The 20,796-nt window shown below is 52.7% G+C and carries 16 protein-coding genes; 2 read left to right on the plus strand and 14 right to left on the minus strand.

What is annotated here, in order from left to right; genetic code table 11:
• Positions 1-63: 63 nt before the first annotated feature.
• The 7 genes from EPA93_RS18735 to xylA form a co-directional block, all read right to left on the minus strand.
• Positions 64-1,287: a DUF5691 domain-containing protein gene (locus EPA93_RS18735; RefSeq protein ID WP_129888973.1), complete on the minus strand. Its 1,224-nt coding sequence runs from the start codon at positions 1,285-1,287 to the stop codon at positions 64-66.
• Between the two features lie 58 nt (positions 1,288-1,345).
• Positions 1,346-2,683 carry an SWIM zinc finger family protein gene (locus EPA93_RS18740; protein ID WP_129888974.1) on the minus strand — a complete coding sequence of 446 codons (1,338 nt, stop codon included), beginning with the start codon at positions 2,681-2,683 and terminating at the stop codon, positions 1,346-1,348.
• 212 nt (positions 2,684-2,895) lie between these two features.
• A complete protein-coding gene (locus EPA93_RS18745) occupies positions 2,896-3,339 on the minus strand; it encodes a hypothetical protein (protein WP_129888975.1) in 444 nt (147 codons plus the stop codon).
• On the minus strand, positions 3,330-5,129 hold the full coding sequence (gene ltrA / locus EPA93_RS18750; protein ID WP_129888976.1) for a group II intron reverse transcriptase/maturase: 1,800 nt from the start codon (positions 5,127-5,129) through the stop codon (positions 3,330-3,332). Before ltrA (EPA93_RS18750) ends, EPA93_RS18745 begins: the two co-directional genes overlap by 10 nt.
• Before the next feature lie 563 nt (positions 5,130-5,692).
• Complete coding sequence (iscB, locus tag EPA93_RS18755) at positions 5,693-6,562, minus strand: RNA-guided endonuclease IscB (RefSeq protein WP_129888977.1); 870 nt, start codon at positions 6,560-6,562, stop codon at positions 5,693-5,695.
• A 114-nt stretch (positions 6,563-6,676) separates the two neighbouring features.
• Complete coding sequence (gene ltrA, locus EPA93_RS18760) at positions 6,677-8,467, minus strand: group II intron reverse transcriptase/maturase (RefSeq protein WP_129888978.1); 1,791 nt, start codon at positions 8,465-8,467, stop codon at positions 6,677-6,679.
• 705 nt (positions 8,468-9,172) lie between these two features.
• Complete coding sequence (xylA, locus tag EPA93_RS18765; RefSeq protein ID WP_129888979.1) at positions 9,173-10,378, minus strand: xylose isomerase; 1,206 nt, start codon at positions 10,376-10,378, stop codon at positions 9,173-9,175.
• A gap of 443 nt (positions 10,379-10,821) precedes the next feature.
• Between xylA and EPA93_RS18770 the strand changes: the two genes are divergently transcribed.
• Positions 10,822-11,835, plus strand: coding sequence for an aldo/keto reductase (locus EPA93_RS18770; RefSeq protein ID WP_129888980.1), 1,014 nt, complete (start codon positions 10,822-10,824; stop codon positions 11,833-11,835).
• Positions 11,836-11,868: 33 nt separating this feature from the next.
• Positions 11,869-12,702, plus strand: coding sequence for an NAD(+) diphosphatase (gene nudC, locus EPA93_RS18775; protein WP_129888981.1), 834 nt, complete (start codon positions 11,869-11,871; stop codon positions 12,700-12,702).
• Between the two features lie 150 nt (positions 12,703-12,852).
• Here the strand turns inward: nudC and hisF are convergent, their stop codons facing one another.
• Genes hisF through argB form a run of 7 tightly spaced genes read right to left on the minus strand, consistent with a single transcriptional unit; the run spans position 12,853 to position 20,767 of the window.
• Complete coding sequence (gene hisF / locus EPA93_RS18780; RefSeq protein ID WP_129888982.1) at positions 12,853-13,620, minus strand: imidazole glycerol phosphate synthase subunit HisF; 768 nt, start codon at positions 13,618-13,620, stop codon at positions 12,853-12,855.
• 2 nt (positions 13,621-13,622) lie between these two features.
• Positions 13,623-14,342 (minus strand): 1-(5-phosphoribosyl)-5-[(5-phosphoribosylamino)methylideneamino]imidazole-4-carboxamide isomerase, encoded by a 720-nt coding sequence (hisA, locus tag EPA93_RS18785; protein ID WP_129894576.1) that lies wholly within the window; start codon positions 14,340-14,342, stop codon positions 13,623-13,625.
• Positions 14,339-14,947 (minus strand): imidazole glycerol phosphate synthase subunit HisH, encoded by a 609-nt coding sequence (gene hisH, locus EPA93_RS18790; protein WP_129888983.1) that lies wholly within the window; start codon positions 14,945-14,947, stop codon positions 14,339-14,341. The genes hisA and hisH overlap by 4 nt, the downstream gene beginning before the upstream one ends.
• The gene (locus EPA93_RS18795) at positions 14,944-17,283 is read right to left on the minus strand and encodes an HAD family hydrolase (protein WP_129888984.1); all 2,340 of its coding nucleotides are present in this window, start codon (positions 17,281-17,283) and stop codon (positions 14,944-14,946) included. Before EPA93_RS18795 ends, hisH begins: the two co-directional genes overlap by 4 nt.
• On the minus strand, positions 17,280-18,359 hold the full coding sequence (hisG, locus tag EPA93_RS18800) for an ATP phosphoribosyltransferase (RefSeq protein WP_165423240.1): 1,080 nt from the start codon (positions 18,357-18,359) through the stop codon (positions 17,280-17,282). The genes EPA93_RS18795 and hisG overlap by 4 nt, the downstream gene beginning before the upstream one ends.
• Positions 18,356-19,858, minus strand: a complete 1,503-nt coding sequence (locus EPA93_RS18805; protein WP_165423241.1) for a histidine--tRNA ligase — start codon at positions 19,856-19,858, stop codon at positions 18,356-18,358. The genes hisG and EPA93_RS18805 overlap by 4 nt, the downstream gene beginning before the upstream one ends.
• 39 nt (positions 19,859-19,897) lie before the next feature.
• Positions 19,898-20,767 (minus strand): acetylglutamate kinase, encoded by an 870-nt coding sequence (gene argB / locus EPA93_RS18810; protein ID WP_129888987.1) that lies wholly within the window; start codon positions 20,765-20,767, stop codon positions 19,898-19,900.
• Between the last annotated feature and the right edge of the window lie 29 nt (positions 20,768-20,796).

The following is a 20,796-nucleotide window of genomic DNA, read 5'->3' on the forward strand; positions in this document are numbered from 1 at the left end:
CAGCTGACGTATCCCCATTTGCGTTTGATTCTGAAGTAGCTTGTGTTCCGTTTGTACCTGTCATTAGCCAATCTCCTCTATAATCTGTTTACGTAATCTGAGTATCTCAACATATGAATTGAATTTTTCCTGCCATTGCCTCAATGACGAAGATTCTTTGGAAATATCATCTCGCTCAGTGAGCTGTTGTACAACTTGCCAGGCATGCTCTAGCTCTGCAACGGGCACTCCTGTAATCAGGGCATCTAGCACGGCAAGCAAGGGCCAATAATACCAGTTACTCGTTTTTAGGGCTTGCTCGCTAGCCTGCTGAAGAGCGAGCAAAAAGGCTCTTGCGCATTCCTCGCTCCAGGGCTGAGGTAGTAGCTTGGCAGCCCTTACCCAGTCCTCGCTCTCCTGACATTGGGCAAGCACATAGCGCTCCGCATCTCTCTGCGGCAAGCGCAGCAGGAGCTTTGTCATTAAGTCCGGCCAGTTATTAGCGGTCCGGGGCATGATATGGGCAAGCCATTCCTCAACGTTAGTAATTGTCACACTGGCAAGCAATATGCTGGCTATCTCTTTCACCCCTGCCCTACGATCTTGGAGAGCTGTCTCCAAAAAGGCTTGATCTTCTATTGATAAACCAGCGGTCAAGGCCTGCAAGAATTCCTCTCTGGTGTTAGCATTTTCCTTGCGCCATGCCTCTTGCAGCCACTCACGACCTTTCGCAGCATCCACGCTGCGCATAAGCTCTAAGGCTTCGAGGCGCTGCTTACGTTGCCCCTCTTGCCAAATGGTTTCGGCCTGCTCGCGAAACGTTTCCTGATCTATCGACAAAACTTGAGTGGTCCAGGACCAAGCAGGATTGAGCTCGCTCAGCCAGCGCCCACGCACTCCCAGCAACGGTATCAGGGATGATCTCACCGACTGATGACGTGTGGCATACTCAAGCGCATCCGGCAAGAGCTTATAAGGCAGACGCATTCCCCGTTTCCTGAGCAAGGTCAATACTTCTGGCAAGAGCTGGCTATGCGTACCATGCAAAAAGCCATGCAGATAGCGCTCTATCTGCGCGGGACAGACCGGTAGCTGTTCGGAGGCTGCAGGTTGGAGCGCAGCGGGTCCTTTTTCAGGGACGTAGCCAGCACGCCAATAAGTAGCCAGCGCCCCTGCCGTAAGCAGGAACGAGCGCTCTACATCTTCCTGGGGAAGCTGCGCGGCCAGGCTCCCCAAAGGTGTCTCGGTAATGACCTGCGTGTTTCCCTGGCCGGTTCCCACAATTGCGGCAACAACAATAGTATCCATACAAACCGCCTCATAAAAAAATTTTGCGAGAGCTTGAATTTCTCTGCAGAGGAAATGACTATGGGGTATCAGTGATAAGCAGATGATACTGACTATCCACCAGTATGCCGAGAGGGCGCAAATTTCTGCCATCCCACTCTGCCGCCATATCAACGGGTTGGCCCCCTGAAAGTGCGAGTAAGTTCCAGTAAGTTCCGCGCCGCAAATGAAGTATATGTCCTTCCTGGTCACGAACGCCCCAGCGATCATTATGCTGATCATGGAACGGAACCACATTGCACAATACGCTCAAGAAGCGTTCCTGCCAGGGATTATGCGCCAGCATAGCCGCTACATCTTTGAGAAATACCTCTATGGTTTGCGCGCCAGGAAGGGCTTCAGTCAAGGCCTGGCTGGCTCCATTGTAATTCCCAAGCATGGCGCGCTGGGGCACGGCGCCCGGCCAGTAAATGAGTTCCATATTCTGGCATATTCCAAGAGGGTAGGTTCTGGCAAAAGTTGTCCCGGCAATCGCAAACTGTGTGAGCAAGGCTGCTCGCCTTGTCGCCTTACCATACAACCAGGTTCTTTGAGCACGCCCGCGCTCGTTTTCCTCTAGCACCTGACCCAGAAAAAGCCAGTCGTCGGTGATGCGCTCCCCACGCGTCAGTACCTCATCTTCTTTGAGGCTCCAACCGATGAGCTGACGTATTTCTTCTTGAAGGGGCGCCTCCAGCTGCTCAATACGGCGAAAGGCATGCGTGAGTAGGGCCAGTTGCCCCAGTTGGGCCAGCAACTTCTCGGGCCAGTCAGCAGAAGAGCCAGGAACAGCTGCCATATTACGGATGAGAGCAGCAACTCCAGGAGCCTGCGCATCCACCATCTGCGCTGCTTGCTTCTCCCAGAATGAGGCGGGTTGGGTTTCTATATTCCCCAGACCATTGCGAATAATATCATTGAGCCAGAGATCAAGGCGCTCAAGCCCAGAACTCACAAGTGCCTGGCGCTTTTCGGCAGTCTTAAGCTGTGCAGCAGATGGGGCTTTTTTCACCTTTTCTGCTTTTTCTGCTACTTTAGCCTCTTTACGTTTGTTGGTTTCAGCCCGCTTTGCCAGCCAGTCGGCCACCCATTGTGGAGGCTCGGCTTGCGTAATGGCTGAAGAGGCATCAGAGACCAGTAAGAGCAAGGCCAGGCTATGTTTACACGGCTGCTTACGGCTAGGGCAACTGCACTGTGCCGCGAAGGTTGCCAGATCGACGCTCACCTGATAAAGTGCGCTGCCCTGGCATTCTCCCCAGAGCGCCTGAGTATTGTAGCCAGAATTTTTCCAGTGGCGCACGTTGGCTAGCTTCTTACTGGCGGCCACAGATTTGGCATCCGGGGCCATAGCTATTACTTGTTCAGTAGTGACTTGCATCTCTACTAATTTTCCTCAACTTATACATGTTACGAATCATCTACATTACTATTCTGGATAGAGTCGGCGAAAACGGAAAAAGAATGAGCCCATCTTAGCCAGCCTAAAAACGCGCTAAGCGTTCTGCTGGAAGCAAAAAACCGGGGGATAGTAGCGGAAATAGCGGGCGGGAAAGCGCAGCTTACAAACCCTGCATTACTTTCCCCGCCTCTTCATGATTCTTGCGGCAGGATACCCACACCTTCAGGGGTGGGAGGAATGCCGCTTCTCCTTTCAATTAAATAGGCCGAGGCCCTTTGTATGAGTGTCAGGTGTCTAGCGCTCGCACTCGCATGCACTTTGGTCCCATCAAGTTTTCTCAGGTCAAAGTAACCTGTACTCCTTCGCCCAAAGACAAAGCAGCTTTTCCCCTGATAGCGCACGCAGTCGAAGAGGCGAAAACCTCGCACGTATTTGGGAGCGGTATTTCTTTGCCGCAGGCCACCTTTCCTGATTGTCGCTTTGTGGAGTTGCCTGTTATTTCGTCGCACGAATTTGAGCAGGAAATGTGCCCCATCTGCTTGAGCCTGGGGATGTCCACTGATGCAGCGAGCATCGATCATGTGCGACTTCTCTAAGCCCGCCCCAATTCTTGTGTGCTGTTGAACTAAGCGCAAGAGTCACCTCCTGCGCTCGTCTGCAAAACCGTGCTTGAGATTTTCACCTCACACGGCTCCTCAAGGATATAGCCTTTGTCAGAGGTACCGTTGACACGTTTTGCGTGTCGGTCATCATGGCAATGTCGATGAAGGGCAAATTTGTTACTCAATTCTTCCCCGCCTCCTTCACTTTTCGGGGTGATGTGATCTACTTCTATAATGTCCCCATCTTTAAAGAGCAGTTCGCACCAACGACATTTGCCGCCTTGTTTCTGTAACAATTTGGCTTTTATCCCATTCATCATGGGGTGTTTGTGTAGCCGTTGGCTCCAGTAGAGCAGATTACCGTCGTAAGGGCTGGCTGCTCCTCGTACTTTCGCATGGCGTTGGATGGCTGTTTGTGAGTGGTTCCAGAGCTTGGATTTCCCATCGGAAAACTTCCATCCTTGCCTGTCATGAACATGCCAGTATTTCTGGGCAATCCAGCGTTTCCCTTTATTGGGATGTCTGTATCCTGCCCAGGATGCCAATTGAAGGTAGAGGAGATGGTCGCATCTGTTGAAGGTTTCTTTTGACACAACAGTACGATGATAGTTGGTCCACCCCTTGATAATCGGGTTGAGTTCTTTGATAACCTTTCCCTGGGGGGCGGCCCGATTGTGTCTGATGACCTCTCTCGTTGCAACCATATGTCCTTTGACAGCTTCTTGACTCGGTTTGATGAAGGTCTTGAAACCGAGGAGTTTTCTAGAGCCTCCAACGATTGCAGATCGGTTCTTTCCAACCGGATATTGTCGGACATGCCACCCTAGAAAATCAAAGCCCACTTGTCCCTGGTATTGCTCTAGGGTATGGGTGATCTTCGTTTTGCTTGGTTTCATTTCCAGTCCGATACCCTTGATCCACTCTTCAAGCACTTTCTGTGCTTTTTGCACCCCTTCTAGTCTTGGATGGAAAACCACAAACTCATCGGCATAACGGACAAAGTGAGGTTTTCCTTCTTTTGCGTTAAAGGCTTGCTGAACGCACGTTTCCATTCCATGTAACGCAATGTTGGCGAGGACGGGTGAAATCACACCACCCTGGGGAGTTCCTGCTTTGCTCTCTTCAAAGACTCCGTTGTCAATGCACCCCGCCTTGAGCCAGGCTTTAATTTCTCGCCGGAGAGCAGGAAACGTTCGTAGTTTGCATAGAAGTGCCTCATGGTCGATATTGTCAAAACAACCTTTTAGGTCCGCGTCTAGGACATATTTGGCCTTTTGAGCGATGATGACATAAATGGCTGCTATGGCATCGTGACAGGAGCGTCCAGGACGAAAGCCATAACTGTTTGGTTCAAAGATCGCCTCCCATTGGGGTTCCAGTGCCATTTTTACTAAGGCTTGATGCGCTCGATCCTGCATGACAGGTATTCCAAGCGGACGTTTCTCTGGTTTTCCAGGTTTTGGGATGTAAACTCTTCTTACCGGTTTGGCTTTGTGCCTTTTCCACTGTTTCGGGTGAAGACGTTCGGCCATGACAAGTCGTTGTTTGGGCATGACGGTTTTGATGCCATCAATTCCGGCGGTATGCTTGCCCTGGTTATCTTGTGTCACTCGCCGTACTGCAAGGAGGCGGGCTGCCCTGGATTTCATCAACAATTTCTGAAGTGTGTGAACTGCTTTGACATTTCCATGTTGTTCGGCTTGAAAGATGCGCTTTTGGAGTCGGTAGACATGCTGCTCAAGCTTGCGCCAGGGCAGCGTGTTCCAGCTTTCACTCCCAGGAAGAGGAAGTTTCTCTTCTTGGTGTGCCTTCGCTTGTTTCATCCTACTTGCTCCTCTTTCTTCCATATCTTTGTGCCTACGTCAGCTTATCCTCCGGCTTTCCCGTCGGCATTGGCTTCTTAGGCAATCCTGCTCTCAGGCGTTTGCGGCCTGGACGCCTGCTCGTTAGATTGCTCCAGCAAGAACGCTTTGAGAGTTATCCCGTTCCAACGATCCGTTTTGCGTCACGGTAGGTTTGTGCTATCCACCGGATACATTTCGAGTGAAGAGAAGTATTCACCAAGTACCTCCCCGCGTATCAGTACCTTTTGGTCAAGCCTTTCATCCTGCTTTGGCTTGGTGGCTATCACGATGGTTCTGTTGCACATTCGATTTACTGGTCACTTTCAACCAGCTTCTAACCGTAGTGACTTCGCTCAGATTTCGATGGGCGTCAGGTTCGTCATCTACTCTCACATACCCGCTTTACGGATTGATGTCCAGTCGCTACCGTAGGGTATGGCTAATCCGCGTTCACCTCGCGGGTGAGGAATTGCGCCTCACATCGGATCATTAGTTGTCAAAGTTCTTACTTTGCTAGCCGTCCCCCGGTTTCTTAGGCCGGTTTAGGCTAAACGGGTCGCACTGGTGCGATAGCCGTAGATCAAGTGAACATGGGGGAAGAGAGCCTTGACCTGTTCGTAGATCTTCCACCGAAGAACGCCCATCTGCGTCGCATCCCGAAACCCGTTGCTCTTCCTTGTGATCTTCTGCTCCTGGTGGGTGCGGTGAAGGAGAGCGTGGCAGGTCTTACACACGGTGATCAAGTTCTCTGGGCGATCCCCACCCGTCTTTCGACTCTCGATGTGGTGGACGTTGAGGACAGCGTCTTTTGACCTGCCCTGGCACCACTGGCACTGGTGGCCATCGCGCCAGAGCACGTACTCGCGCACATTCCAGAAGCCCTGTTGTGGCCCGTGCTGGTAGCCTGGTCCCTCTATCTCAGGATGCTGGATCTTTTGCAGGTCAAACTGGGCCACCTCAATCGTCGTCTTGCTCACTGGTAAGATCCGGTGGACCAGGCGGATCACCTTGAGATGGGCATCAAGCCGATGCTGGACAGACGGGGGCAGCCAGCCCTGCGGCTTCTTTCTATTCTGAAACCGGGCTTGGCGGTATCCCGTTTTTCGATTCCTCCTGGCCCGGCGAAATTGCCGCCGTGTGGCCAGAAGCTCCTGAATATCGGTGCGGAGCTTTGCTTCTGCCTCAAAGAGCACCTGCTTTTCAGTGGTCGCCGAGAGACCAATAGTATGCGTTCCTGCATCAATGCCTAATGAGACCTCTTGCTTATATCCAGAACTCCCAGAGAGGAGTTGCAAGGTGAATGGCTCCATGCTGACGATTTTTGCCTTCTTCCCCTTGAGCAGCAGACGTGCTTTACGAGGAGAACAGGGCATTAAGAGTTGATGATGACAATTCAAAATGAAGATGAACACAACATCTTCCTCCTTTCGGAGTAGGGTACTCTTCGTCAACGTTTGAGTGGCTTGTCAGGTCTGTAACACCGTTCCTACCCGTCAGAACTGTTAATCGCAGACGCGAGAGTTAAACTAAGCAGATTCGTTGCCTCCTCTGCTCGTCTTCAAAACCGGACGTGAAACGTTAACCTCATCCGGCTCCTCGATAATCTGGCTCTTGTCATGAGTACCTCTTGCTTCTACAGATTTCTCCTTGAGCGGCTTTTGGTCATGGCAGTGACGATGGAGGAGTTGCATATTCTTGTAGGTGTCCTTTCCCCCTTGTGATTTCGGGACGATATGATCCACCTCTAGCAAATCCCCATCTTTGAAGTACAATCCACAGAAGGCACATTTTCCATGTTGCATCTTCAGAAGCTTTGCTTTCTTGAGCGGCAAGTCAGGATGCCTTCCCATGCGTGTTGCCCAATAACTCCAATCGCCGTCATATGGGCTTCGGTTCCCTTGCACCTTGATGTGTCTTATGACGGAAAACTCTGAGTGTTTCATCAGGCTTTTCCCATCAGTCGTTCTGAACTCCCAGTTGGTTTCGCCTGGAGGCCAGTACTTCTGATGTCTCCACTTCGCGGATTTGTTGGAATGGCGGCGTTTAGCCCAGCGCCAGAGTTTGAGCCAGACAAGGTGTGTTACTTTTGCGAAGGTTTGGCTTGCGCTGCTCCTCCGATGGTAATTACACCATCCTCTGATAATCCGATTGAGTGATCCAATAAGCTGCTCCTGTGTATGGGACCGATGCTTTTGGATTTCTTCCTTGATTTTCAGAAGATGTCTCTGCACTGCTTCTTCGCTGGGTTTGATGATCGTCTTAAATCCAAGCGGTGGGCTGTATTGATTCCCTTTTCCTGTGTGTGTCTTTCCTACCAGATATTGACGTATCTGGTAGGCAAGGAAATCGAATCCAATGTTTCCCTCACATTCATAGAGGGTGTGGGTGATCCTCGTTTTGCTTGGTTTAAGTTCTAACCCCATGCCTTTTAACCATGTATTCGTTAGCTCTTTGCATTGCTCGATGACCGCTCTATCTCGGTGTAGAATCAGAAAATCGTCTGCATAACGTATGACAGTTGGTTTCCAATTGTCAGTAGTTTCCCCTTTTATCGTTTTTGATGCAGGAAAAGATGCTTTGATACATGTTTCTAGTCCGTGTAGCGCGATATTCGCTAAAAGTGGAGAAATGACACCACCTTGCGGTGTTCCCTCTTTTGTCGGAAAGAGGGTTTCATTTTCCATCATGCCCGCTTTCAGCCAGGATTTAATGATCTGTCTGATGGTCGGGAATGTTGCTAGCTTTTCTAACAATGCCTGATGATTGATGCGGTCGAAGCATTTTGCTATATCTGCATCCAGGACATATTTCTCCTTCTGACTGATACAGTGGAAAATGGCTTCAACGGCATCATGGCATGAGCGTCCTGGTCGAAAGCCGTAAGAGTTCGGTTCAAACTTTGCCTCCCATTCGGGTTCCAGTGCGAGTTTCACAAGAGCTTGGAGGGCGCGGTCATACATGACAGGAATCCCCAGACCACGTTTTTCCTGTGTTCCGGGCTTGGGTATCCAGACCCGTCTCACCGGTCGAGCTTTTGGTATGAGCTTGAGGTATCCGACAAGAGCCATTCGTTGTTGCGGGCGAAGTGATTTCACTCCGTCTACTCCGGCTGTTTTCTTGCCTTGGTTGTCTTGTGTGACTCTGCGTACAGCCAGGCATTTGGCCGACCAGGAATTCATCAAGAGTTTTTGTAAGCTGTGGACTGCCTTGACATCGCCACGCTGCGAGGCTTGGTAGATACGCTTTTGAAGCTTGAACACCTGGCGTTCTATGGTTTCCCAGTCCAGGAGTTCCCATCTATACGTTTGTACGCTCATAGCTTTTAGACCTCTATTTGAGTCTCTACCTTCCAAACCATCGTGTCTCCGTCAGCCTATCCTGAGCATTACCCCAGGCGTTGGCTTTTGAGACAATCCTGCCAGCATCATGCTTGCGGGTGACTCCCTGCTCTCAGTATCGACCGCCTGAGAGAGCAATGATGCTGGTTCCCTCGTTCCTGATAGTCGTTTTACGTTGCGTTAGGATGGTACTTTTCACCGGGTTTCTTTGGGGTGAACCCTGGTCGTTGAAGCTAAGCCAGGCCCTTATCCTTCACCATTTTGGTCAAGCCAATAACCCACGTAGGCTTGTCTCTAGTCACGATGAATCAATGTACTTCGCTTGCGCTCTCCATAGCAACCTTCCAGCAAGTTTTCCCTGTTGGGTTCAGGTGACTCCTTGTTTCTCCCCGCTTCAGGGATTGAGGGTCAGTCGCTACCCTGGGGGAGAGGTTTATCCTGGTTCACACAGGGTTGGGAATTGGCTTGTGCCTCACCCAACATCGACTATCAAGTTGTCAAAGTACAAGACTTTGCCACGCATCCCCCGTGTTGTCACGGTTTCGCGTGAACGGGTCGCACGCTCCAGGCTAGAGTAGGCACCTGGAGGTCGCATGACCGCTCGAACGGAGTCCTCTTCCGAGGGCTAAGACTAGTCAATGAAGGCTTTCACAAGCCTCCGCCGATCTCGGCGGGGGTCATTGACTAACGTGTCCCTAAGAGAATTTCCAGCGTCAATTGATCAAGCCGCTCATAGCCGTAGCCTCGCCGGGCCAGCGCCTCCACATCAAAGCTTGTCTCTTTGAGCTTCTGCGCTGCTTCAGGGCTATAACCACCAGCCAGCAAAGCCTCAAGGGCCTGATCACCGCGATTAATCTCTTTGAGCAACTGCTGAATCTCTGCATCAGCGGCAAAACGCCTGGCCTTCTCTTTGAAGATATTGTAGGTACGCATGCAGCCAAGCGCAAAATCCCATACCCCCTGTTCGTCTTCAGTCCGATAGGCATGCGCATCGAAGTGACGTGCACCGCTATAGCCCTTCTCTTCCAAGAGCTTGACCAGGAAGAAGAGCGACTTGATATTCTCGCTACCAAAGCGCAGATCCTGATCATAGCGCGGCCCCTTCTGATCATTCAGATCGATGTGGAAAAGCTTGCCAGCTTCAAGGGCCTGAGCTACGCCATGCACAAAATTAAGCCCGGCCATATGCTCATGGGCAACCTCAGGATTGAGGCCTACCATCTCTGGATGGTCAAGGCTATAAATAAAAGCCAGCATATGGCCTATGGTTGGCAAATAGGTATCGGAACGAGGCTCGTTTGGCTTAGGCTCTAGAGCCAGGCGCAAATTATATCCCTTGTCAATGACATACTGACAAAAGAAATTAATCGCCTCACGCATGCGTTTGACAGCTACGACGGGATCTTTGCTCGCCTCGGCATCGACGCCTTCACGACCACCCCAGAAGACATAGGTTGTGGCCCCTAGCTCTACGCCAAGATCAATAGCTGCCATCGTTTTTTGATAGGCAAAAGCGCGCACAGATGGATCAACTGCCGTAAATGCGCCGTCCTTAAATATGGGGTGGAAGAAGAGGTTAGTGGTCGCCATAGGTACCACCATCCCATAATCCTGCAAGGCCTGCTTAAATTCGTTGACAATGCGATCGCGTTCGCTTGCCGTTGCGCCAAAAGGAACCAGATCATTATCATGCAGATTGATACCCCATGCTCCCAGTTCTGAGAGCTTTTTGACGCTATAGACAGGATTAAGGTCAGGACGCACAAAATCCCCGAAAGGATCGCGTCCCCGATTACCAACCGTCCAGAGACCAAAGCTAAATTTATCCTCTTTTTTAGGAGCGTATTGATCGCTGGTGCTTTCATGCGCAAGCTGCCGAGACAGTGACATACATCTCTCCCTTACCTATTCTTGCCTGAGCTTCCCTTTTAATTTGGGAAGCTGACACACTTTCCGCTTCATTTGCCAGGACTAGCAAAATCCCAGGTTCTCCCTATTATACAATCCTGGAACGGCGCGCAGGCATTATTCGCTGCATACCAGGACCTTCCACTTTTCGTTCTTGCCTCATCTGCCGAAAGCCGTGAGAGAAGAAGCTGCTGGCTAGCGGCTTGCGCTTCAAACCGTGGCCTTTACAATCCTGCATTTAAGGCCAGGAAGCTCCATAACCGCAGAGCATCTCCTTTCTTACACAATTTCAAGCAGATTATTTTTTTTTGGTCTACAATAGAAGGACCAATCGGTAAAGTCGCAACTGTGACCAATTGCTGATATAACAAGGCTTCTGGATCTTAGTCAAGCCCATATTTTCTCATGGTGAGGATTGAAGAAAGATGAAAATCAAGCAATTAGGCCATACAGGCCTGAAAGTCAGCGAGATTTGCCTTGGGACTATGACCTTTGGCAACCAGGCAGATAAAGCTACGTCTTTTGCAATTATGGATGTGGCCGATCAAGCTGGCATAACCTTCTTCGATACAGCGGATGTCTATCCGCTTGGTGGCAGCCCCGACAGGGTTGGGGCAACAGAGGAGATTGTCGGAAGCTGGCTTCGCGAGCGGCAGGCCCGGGAGCGCATTGTCCTGGCCACAAAATGTGCTGGCGCCATGGGCAGCGCTCCCAACGACCAGGGGCTCAGCCGAAAGCATATTCTCGCGGCCTGTGAGGCGAGCCTGCGCCGCTTACAGACCGATTATATCGATCTCTACCAGGTACACTGGCCAGACCCTACCACACCAATTGAAGAGACGCTCAGAGCGCTTGATGATCTGGTCCATGCCGGAAAGGTGCGCTACATTGGCTGCTCCAACTTCCCGGCCTGGCAACTTGCCGACGCCCTATGGACGAGCAAATCAGCTCACCTTGCGCGCTTCGAGAGTGTGCAGCCGCGCTACAATCTCCTGTTCAGAATGATCGAGGATGAACTGCTTCCCTTATGTCAAGCCCACGGTGTCGGTGTGATAGTTTACAATCCGCTGGCCGGCGGTGTGCTGACCGGGCGCTATCGGCAGCGCTTAGCCACGGTCGAGTCGGGCACGCGCTTTAGCCTGCAATATTCTGGCGAGCTTTATCGCCGCCGCTACTGGAATGATGCAGCATTCGAGGCCGTAGAAGCTCTGGCCAGTTTCTTAGAGCCGCGCAAGAAAAGCTTGACTCATGTAGCGCTGGCCTGGGTATTGGCTCAAGCAGGCGTTACAAGCGCAATTCTGGGTGCAAGCAAACCGGAGCAGCTTAAGGATAGCCTGCAAGGCGTAGATACCGTCCTGGACGAAGAAGAATTACGCGCCTGCGATGACGCCTGGTTTGCGCTCCCCCGCGAGCGCGATCCGCAGATAGCCAGACGTTAATCATCATTCCATATACTTTGGGAGCTTTATTTAATGGTCACAACTTTCCAACGAGCCTATCCACCTACCCAACCTGCCCCTGGTCTGGCCTATTGGTTTCCCTTCCGCGGAACTGAATTATTGGTTCGCGAACAGGGCCAGGAATTAAGCCTGGCCCTCTGTAACGCTGCAGACATGGCGATTTTCGAGCCCCAGGCTGCGCTTTATATCGGAACCCTGGGAGGAATTCCGTGTATGACCTGCGAAGTCGGCAGCGAAAGCGCCCTCCCGCAAGACTGGAAACTTCTGGGATTGAGAGCACTTTTTGGGTGCTTTGAAGACGCAGCTTACGAAGCGGCAAGATATGCCTGGCAGATTCTCTACTGGCAACGCAACAGCCGCTATTGCCCCTACTGTAGCCATCCCATGGGAGAGCTCTTTGAGAGCTGGGGGCGAAAATGTCCCAACTGCGGCTATATTGGCTACCCTCCGGTTATCCCTGCTATTCTCGTACTCGTCCACAACGGTGATCAGGTTCTTCTGGCCCATCAGCCCGGCTGGGGCAAACGCTACAGTATTCTTGCCGGTTTCGTTGAGCCCGGCGAAACGCTAGAGGAATGCGTTAAACGCGAAGTGCGCGAAGAAGTTAATATCGAGATCGACGATGTAACGTATGTAGCCAGCCAGCCCTGGCCTTTTCCGACACAGCTCATGATCGGCTTTACGGCTCGCTATGTAAGCGGTGAAATCCATCCAGATCAGCAAGAGCTGGATCACGCGGCCTGGTTCCGCTTCGATGACCTGCCTGAATTGCCGGCGCCGCTCAGCCTTTCCTATCAGATCATCAAAACGTGGGTCGATACTCAGACAGCTGGCGCACATACATAAAGGGAAAATGCCATCCCAGCAGCTTCATAAAGCACAGGCCAGTAGAGCAATGGAGAAGCTTATCTCATCCATTGCTCAGGGCTCGCAGCTTGAAGAACTGCCTGTCTGTGGCCGGCCATATTCAAACAGTTCGGCATACACGCATAGCGCTTAGCAGGGGCGCATAAGCACGCCGCGGGACTGCAGATAGGCTTTCACATCGCGTACCCGAAACTCGCCAAAGTGGAAAATTGAAGCGGCTAACACGGCATCGGCGCCTCCTGTAGTCAAGCCCTCATAGAGATGTTCCAGCGAGCCAACGCCGCCAGAGGCGATAACGGGCACCGTCACGGCCGCCGCGATCTTCGCATTGAGATCCAGATCATAGCCCTGCCGGGTCCCGTCGCGATCCATGCTGGTCAGGAGGATCTCGCCAGCTCCAAGCTCAACGCCGCGCTGCGCCCATTCGCGAGCATCCATACCGGTAGGTGTACGCCCACCGTGAATAAATACTTCATAACCGCTGGGCATCTGCGCGTTGGAGCGCGCATCTATGGCCAGAACAATACACTGAGCGCCAAACTGCTCGGCGCCCGCGCGCAAGACTTCTGGATTCTGCACCGCCGCCGTATTGAGCGAGGTCTTGTCGGCTCCCGCACCCAGCGTCGCCCGAATATCCTCTACAGTCCGTATACCACCGCCTACAGTTACTGGAATAAAGACCTGCTCGGCAGTTCGTCTTACCACGTCAAGCATGGTTGCGCGCTTCTCATAGGAGGCTGTAATATCGAGAAAAACTACCTCATCTGCCCCTTCAGCATTGTAAAAAGTTGCCAGTTCCACAGGATCGCCGGCGTCGCGCAAGTTGACAAAGTTGACCCCTTTGACAACGCGCCCATCGGCAACATCCAGGCAGGGAATAATACGCTTGGTCAACATGCTCAGCACCTCTCTAGCTCTTGAATCGCCCTTGCCAGCTCCACATCGCCGGTGTAGATAGCCTTGCCCACAATAGCCCCTTCTACGTCCAGCTCGGCGAGCGCCTGCAGATCAGCCAGAGAGCTCACTCCACCTGAGGCGATTAGCTGGCGTGATGTCGCGGCTTGCAGTTCTTTGAGAGCTTTGAGATTGGGACCACTCAGCGCACCGTCACGCGCGATATCGGTATAGACAAAACGCTGCACTCCCACGGTCTCTAGCTCTGCCGCCAGTTCCGTAGCCTGCACCTGAGAGGTCTCGTGCCAGCCAGCAATAGCTACCAGCCCATTACGCGCATCTAGCCCTACCACAAGGCGCTCCTGCCAGCGCGATAGCGCCTCCTGCAAAAGCGCGCGATCGGTTAAAGCCACGGTACCCAGAATGACCCGTTCAGCACCAGTAGCCAGAACCTGCTCGATATGCGCCAGCGAACGCATTCCGCCCCCAACTTCTACCCGCAGGTTTGTCGCGGCACAAATGCGCTCAATCAACGCAGTATTTACAGGCTGTCCTTTAGCCGCACCATCAAGATCGACCACATGGAGCCAGCTCGCACCCGCTTCCTGCCAGCGTAACGCGACCTGAACGGGGTCCGTCCCATACGTCGTGACCTTAGCATAGTCTCCCTGATAAAGCCGCACACAGAGCCCATCTTTAATATCAATAGCCGGCAGAATGATCATCGCTGCACCCACTTTACAAAATTCTTTAACAACTGCAAGCCAACCGCGCCGCTCTTCTCAGGATGAAACTGCGTGCCCCAGACCTGCTCCGTGACAATCACGCTACAATAAGGCGAACCGTAGTCGGTAAGTGCGGCCACACCCTGCTCATCCTGCGGCTCTACGTAGTAGGAGTGGGCAAAATAGAAGTAAGCATCGGGCGGGATATCAGCAAAAATGGCTAGATTTTCGCGCAGGGGCCGCACCTGATTCCAGCCCATCTCAGGAATCTTCGGACCGTTGGGAATGCGCAAAACGGAACCACGAAACAGATGCAAGCCATCTACCTCGCCCTCGGCATGGTGATCAGCGAGCAATTGCATGCCCAGGCAGATGCCCAGAAACGGCTTGCCCTGCTGCGTTGCCTGTCGAATAGCTACATCTATGCCCCGCTCAGTCATGCGTTGCATAGCCGATCCGCCAGAACCCACACCCGGCAGCACAACCGCGCGCGACTCCGCTACCACAGCCGGATCATCCGTCACACGCACGCTTGCCCCTACATACTCCAGGGCCTTGGCAATGCTGCGAATGTTGCCGGCCCCATAATCAATAATCGCAATCATGCTTCCGCTCCAATGCTTGCTAGATTAGCCATCTCCATGACCTGCGAGAGCCCCAGCCAACTAACCGAGGCCGGCATGCGCTTCTCATCCAGCAAGTTCACAGTTAGTAGAGGACAACACATTAAGGCCAGCCTGACCAGTTCAGACCAATCGTCTGGCAACGCCAGCTGGGCGCGCAAGAACTCTTTAAGAGGCCCGAAGAGATATGTTAGCTTTGTCTCCCACAGCGCCTGGCGCACGGGCGCCAGAACATAATTATGCTCAACGCTAACTGTTGAGCCACGCAAGGCTACCGATACCTGCAAATCGCGCGCAATCTCCTGTGGAAAGTACATCCAGCTGGCATATACATTGTGAAAGAGAGGCTTGACCACATCAAGCAGGGGCGAATGACGTCCGGCAAAGGCCGGGTCAAAATAGAGATAGTCCTGCTCACGTTCTAAAAACACATTGCCAAAGTGCGCATCGCCATGTCCAATAACCGTCAGCGCAGCTCGCGCCGGATTGAGCACAACCTTGGCACGCTCAATCAACTCACCCAATGATCCTTCAAGCGCTCTTCCATTTACCATCCAGCGATAGCCCAACAACTCGTCAAATGGAATACCGCCAACCTGCTGCTCGCCCGTGGCAGGTAAGGCAACCAGCTTGCCAGAGTAAAAATTGTGCAGGCGCCCTCCCGTGATGCGATGCCAGAAAAGCTGATGGATCGGCGCCCGCGCATGCTCGTCAGCAGTACTCGCCTGAAGCGTAGCCTGATAGATCCGCAGCAAGCGCTCACACTCGCGCTTCTCAGCTTCCACCAGCATGGCTACACTGGCCTGACTTGTATCGCCAGTCTCTACAGCACGCATCAAATCAAACATAACCGGCCAATGCACCACGGGATAGACAACCATCTGCTGACCCTTTTCATGGACTGTATGCAAAGGCCTGACGATATTGTAGCCGGCTTTGTGCAACAGTTCGGCATGATAATACTCTTCAAGAACACCCTGCTCCTCAACATGCGTCTTGAAAAAGTATTCTTCCGAGCCTAGCCGATAGATGCCATTAAACGAGTTAAGCGAGACAGGTTTGGGCGTCAGCGTAATAGCTTCTGTCTGCAAGCCCATATGCTGGGTAAACCAATGCTGCAAGAGGAGCTCGGCTTTGGCCCGCTCGCTAAATTGCAGGCGCTGAATAGTAGCTAGATCGTCGATCTGTTCTAAGAGCGCAGGCACTTTTGTGATATCCTCAACTATAAAATCGGGCTGGCTCTGCGCCAATAAGGCCCGCGCCTCTGGCGTACGCGCTCCGGTGAGCACGGCAATCACAATAGCACCAGCCGCGCGGCCACCACGTACGTCGCTGGGCGTATCGCCGACCACGATAAAGCTCCCACGGGGTAACGCTGGCTGTCCAGGCTGATAAGCTGGATTGGCAGCGCGCGCAAACTGGTAAGGATGGGGCTTTACCAGCGAAGGTGCATTTTGCTTACCGCCGCACGCCTTCAATCCGCGCTCGGCCTCAGCTACCTGGTCATGAGTCACTATATGCTGAGCGGCAAAGTAACGCAGCAGGCCATAGTTTTGCAGCGGGGTGATGCTCTCCTGTCCCGGCCGACCGGTGGCGATCCCCAGCGTATAGCCCAACGCCTGCAGTTTTTCCAGCGCTGGATAGAGCTGCTCAACCGGCAGCAGCGGCTTCTCAAAATGAATACAACCAGGCTTACCAGCTTGCGCCGGAGCATGCCCATAAGAACGGGTATAGAGCTCTTCGCCAAGATACCACTCCTGAAACAGATCCTTACAGAAGTCCCAGGAAGGGCTATAACGGGCAAAAACGCCCTCAATATGCTGGCCCAGAACCTCGCTGGCATAGGCGTCAAAGCGTTGCAGCAATTCGAGACCACTATATCCACGAAAGAGAGGTGTCTCAAAGACGTGGAAGCGAGCGGGATCGATCTCTAAGGCTCCAGGCAAACGAGCAAGCTGTTCCCTAAAAGATTCCGTCCAGTCTTGCTCCCAGGGGCGCAGGGGGAGCAAATCAGCGCAATCGGGAAGCAGAGCCAGCAAATGGATCAAGTATAGACAAAATCCGGCATAGCAAGTATCCCAGTTAGAGTTCACCGAACGCGCTTTAAGATCGACAATCACCGACTCAGGAAGGATCTTTGCGCTCAGCTGATGGCTGAGCACAGCGGTAGACGGGGGAGTATATACTCCCCCACTATGGCCAATATTCCAATACTGCGGGCTATAGAGCAATTCATGCAACACCAACCCTGCCGTATCCCAATAAGCCTCTTCGCTGGTAATCACACCATCCAGATCAAATACGACTATATTACTCAACGCATCCTCTTTAGCCGTTCATGCAAGGCACGAACACTTACCGACTCTTTTGTAAAACAGTATGTAAGCGGAGTCACATTAACATTCACCGCACCAGCGCCACGCAAGACAGCAATGACTTCTAGCAGTTCTGAAACCTCTGTGCGACCACCGACAACACCCGAGATAGTATACCAACCGGTGCCCATATTACTGATAAGGTCAGAGGCCGTGATGCGAAACTCCAGATTTGGCGCGATGGCCCGCAGACGGTGCTTCAACCCTGCGCAAATGTTCTGCATAGCCTCAGCATTCTCGGCGCGCACCTCGGCAACCAGCATAGAGCGATTACGGGCCTGCACGCGTGCCTCGATGAGCTCTAGCATAATCTCAGTGACGCGCAATACTTCGGGATTCTGGCTCAGCAACTCGGCATTACCAATCATAGTGGCCTGCGAGCGCAAGACCACGCCATCATCCAGCAACTTCAAATGGTTCTCGCGCAGCGTCGTCCCCGTCTCCGTCAGATCCACGATCAGATCAGCAGTATCTGTCAGCGGGGCCGCCTCTAGAGCGCCATGCGGCGAAAATATCTTGCAATGAGTAATATTATGGCGACGGAGAAACTGCCCCGTCAGGATGGGATACTTGGTTGCGATACGCAAGCCATGGCCCTTGTGGGTGCGATAATAGCCAGAGAGATGCCAGAGATCAGCACAGGTACTTACATCGATCCATGTCTCGGGTACAGCAACGACCAGGCGGCACCCACCATAGCCCAGATCACGCACCAACACCATAGTCTCTTCGTCGTGATCTTCCTCCTCAGCCTCTTCATCCCCATAGCCCCGATGCTCGGCCAGAATATCATAGCCAGTAATGCCAAGAGCTGCGTCGCCACTCTGCACCAGTTCAGGTATATCGGCAGCACGTTGAAAGACAACTTCTATCTCAGACATACTCTTGATGCGCGCCAAATACTGGCGTGGATTGCTACGATTGACTTTCAGGCCGCACTCGGCCAGAAATGCCAGCGTTGCAGATTCTAGAGCGCCTTTTCCTGGCAGTGCCAGGCGTACACTACCATTTACACTCACAGACACTGCTCCTCATCTAAAACTCTATTCAGGAGCGACTCGATGCGCGCCTCCTGTTCCTCACCTGTCAACAGATCGCGTACAGTAACCACGCCCTTCTGCTGCTCATCCTCGCCGACAATTAAAGCCAGGCGGATCTGCTTTTTGGAGGCAAGCTTTAAGCCCGCTCCCACGCCATGTCCGGTCACATCCACTTCGGTACGCATACCCAGATTACGAGCCGAGCGCGCTACCTGCATGGCATAGGGAACATCCTGCGAGCTTACAGGAACTACCAGAGCCTGGGTGGCCGCAGTCCCTGGCAGATTGCCACTGGAGATATGCGAGAGCAGGCGCTCAACCCCAAAGGAGAAGCCACAGGCCTGCGTATCGTGGGAGCCGCCTACTGCGCGCATGAGGCGATCATAGCGTCCACCACCACAAAGCTGAGCATCAAAACCGTCCTCGCCCTGACCATGGATCTCAAAAACCAGTCCGGTATAATAGCTTACGCCGCGCCCAAGCGATAAATTGAGCACAATTTGTTGTTCGGGAACGCCACACTGCTCCACTACGGTTACCAGCTGCTGGAGCTCGGCCAGAGGAGTAGCATCAAGTCCGTAACGATCCAACAGGCTACGCAAAGCCTCAAAGACTTCGGGCGGCGAGCCCGTCACAGCGCGCAGGGCACGCAAGAATTCCAGCGCATGCAAGATTTGCCGCCGCTGCTCGCTGCGCCCCACTTTCCACAAGAAGCGCTCAACTACCTCGTGGCGCGTGGCATCATCCCCAAAGGAGATGCTGATTCCATTGAGCAGCGAGGTAATATAGCGTGCCTCGACTTTGCCATTCTGCGAGGCACTTTCTGCCATCTTTTCTATCGAGAGATCGGGCGGATAGAGCGCTTCTAGCCGCGCCTGAGCGAGTTGTTCGCCCTCCTCAGAGCGGCTTATCTGCTCCATCAAGCTTAAAAGCAAGTGGGCCGCGTGATCATCGAGATGTAAACGATTAATGAAGCCGCTGGCGACTCCGATATGCCCCAGTTCCAGACGATAGCTGGAAATATTCAACTCGTGCAGAACACCGCAGGCCAGCTGCAATATTTCTGCATCGGCAGCAGCAGCATGTCCACCCAGCAACTCGACCCCAATCTGCGTATGCTGGCGATAGCGCTCACGGCCTGGCGACTCGTAGCGAAAGATCGGTCCGGCATACTGAAAGCGCAACGGCAAGGGCTGCCGCTGATAGTGATCGAGATAGAGGCGGCAGATCGAGGCCGTATAATCCGGACGCAAACATAGCTCATGGTTATGCAGCCGAAAAGCGTAAAGATTCTGCCACAGTTCCTGACCAAAGCTGGCCCGGAAAAGATCACTGCGCTCAAGAATGGGAGGGTCGACAGGCATATAGCCCGCCAGACCCAGGAATGTACTGAGTTGGTCTATCACCCAACGCTGATGCTGATGCGCTTCTGGTAAGAGATCATGCATACCACGCAATCGCTCAACGCGCTTCTTCATAAACATCCTTTCAAATACGGCAAACTTGCTTGCCGATATTTAGCGTATAATCATAGTGCCGGCACCCTGATCGGTGAATAACTCACGCAAGAGCACGTGTGATTCGCGCCCATCCACAATATGGACGCGCGGCACCGCAGCCAGCGCATCAAGACAAGCCGACACCTTGGGAATCATTCCTCCGTTAATAACGCCTTCCTCGATTAGTTTTTTGGCCTCAACCTCGCTCAGCTCGGAGATCAACGAGCCGTCAGCTCGACAAATCCCCGTTACATTGCTTAAGAAGATAAGCTTCTCGGCGTCGAGGGCTCCGGCAAGATGAGCAGCAACCAGATCAGCATTGATATTCAGGCAGATGCCATCCGGGCCTTCACCGAGAGGAGACACGATGGGAATATAACCCTGCGAGATAAGTGCCTGCACAGGAGTAGGATCTACCGCTTCAATCTCTCCCACAAACCCCAGGCGCTCGTCAGCAATATGCGCATGCACCATACTACCATCAGTTCCGCTCAGACCAATTGCTTTACCTCCCAACTGGGAAGTCATGAGCACCAATCCCTGGTTGACCTGGCCCAGCAACACCATACGCACGACTTCCAGGGTCGGGGCATCGGTGACGCGCAAGCCATTCTCAAAACGCGCAGGCAAATTGAGCTTCTTCAGCCACTCATTTATATATGGACCACCCCCATGCACAAGCACTGGATGAGCGCCCAGAGCATGGAGCCAGACAATATCTTGCATGACCATACGCTGATGCTCAAGCGTGCTTCCCCCTAATTTTATCACGAGTGTTTTGCCCTTTAAAAAGTCAATATAGGGCAAGGCTTCACCCAATACCTGAGCGATGAGATGATGATCGCTAACAATGTCGCCATCGGGCGTGCGCGAAAAAGCAATAGTCATTACTCCTCATACTCCTCTCTCCACATAAA

It is taken from the genome of Ktedonosporobacter rubrisoli (genome assembly GCF_004208415.1).
GTDB lineage: Bacteria > Chloroflexota > Ktedonobacteria > Ktedonobacterales > Ktedonobacteraceae > Ktedonosporobacter > Ktedonosporobacter rubrisoli.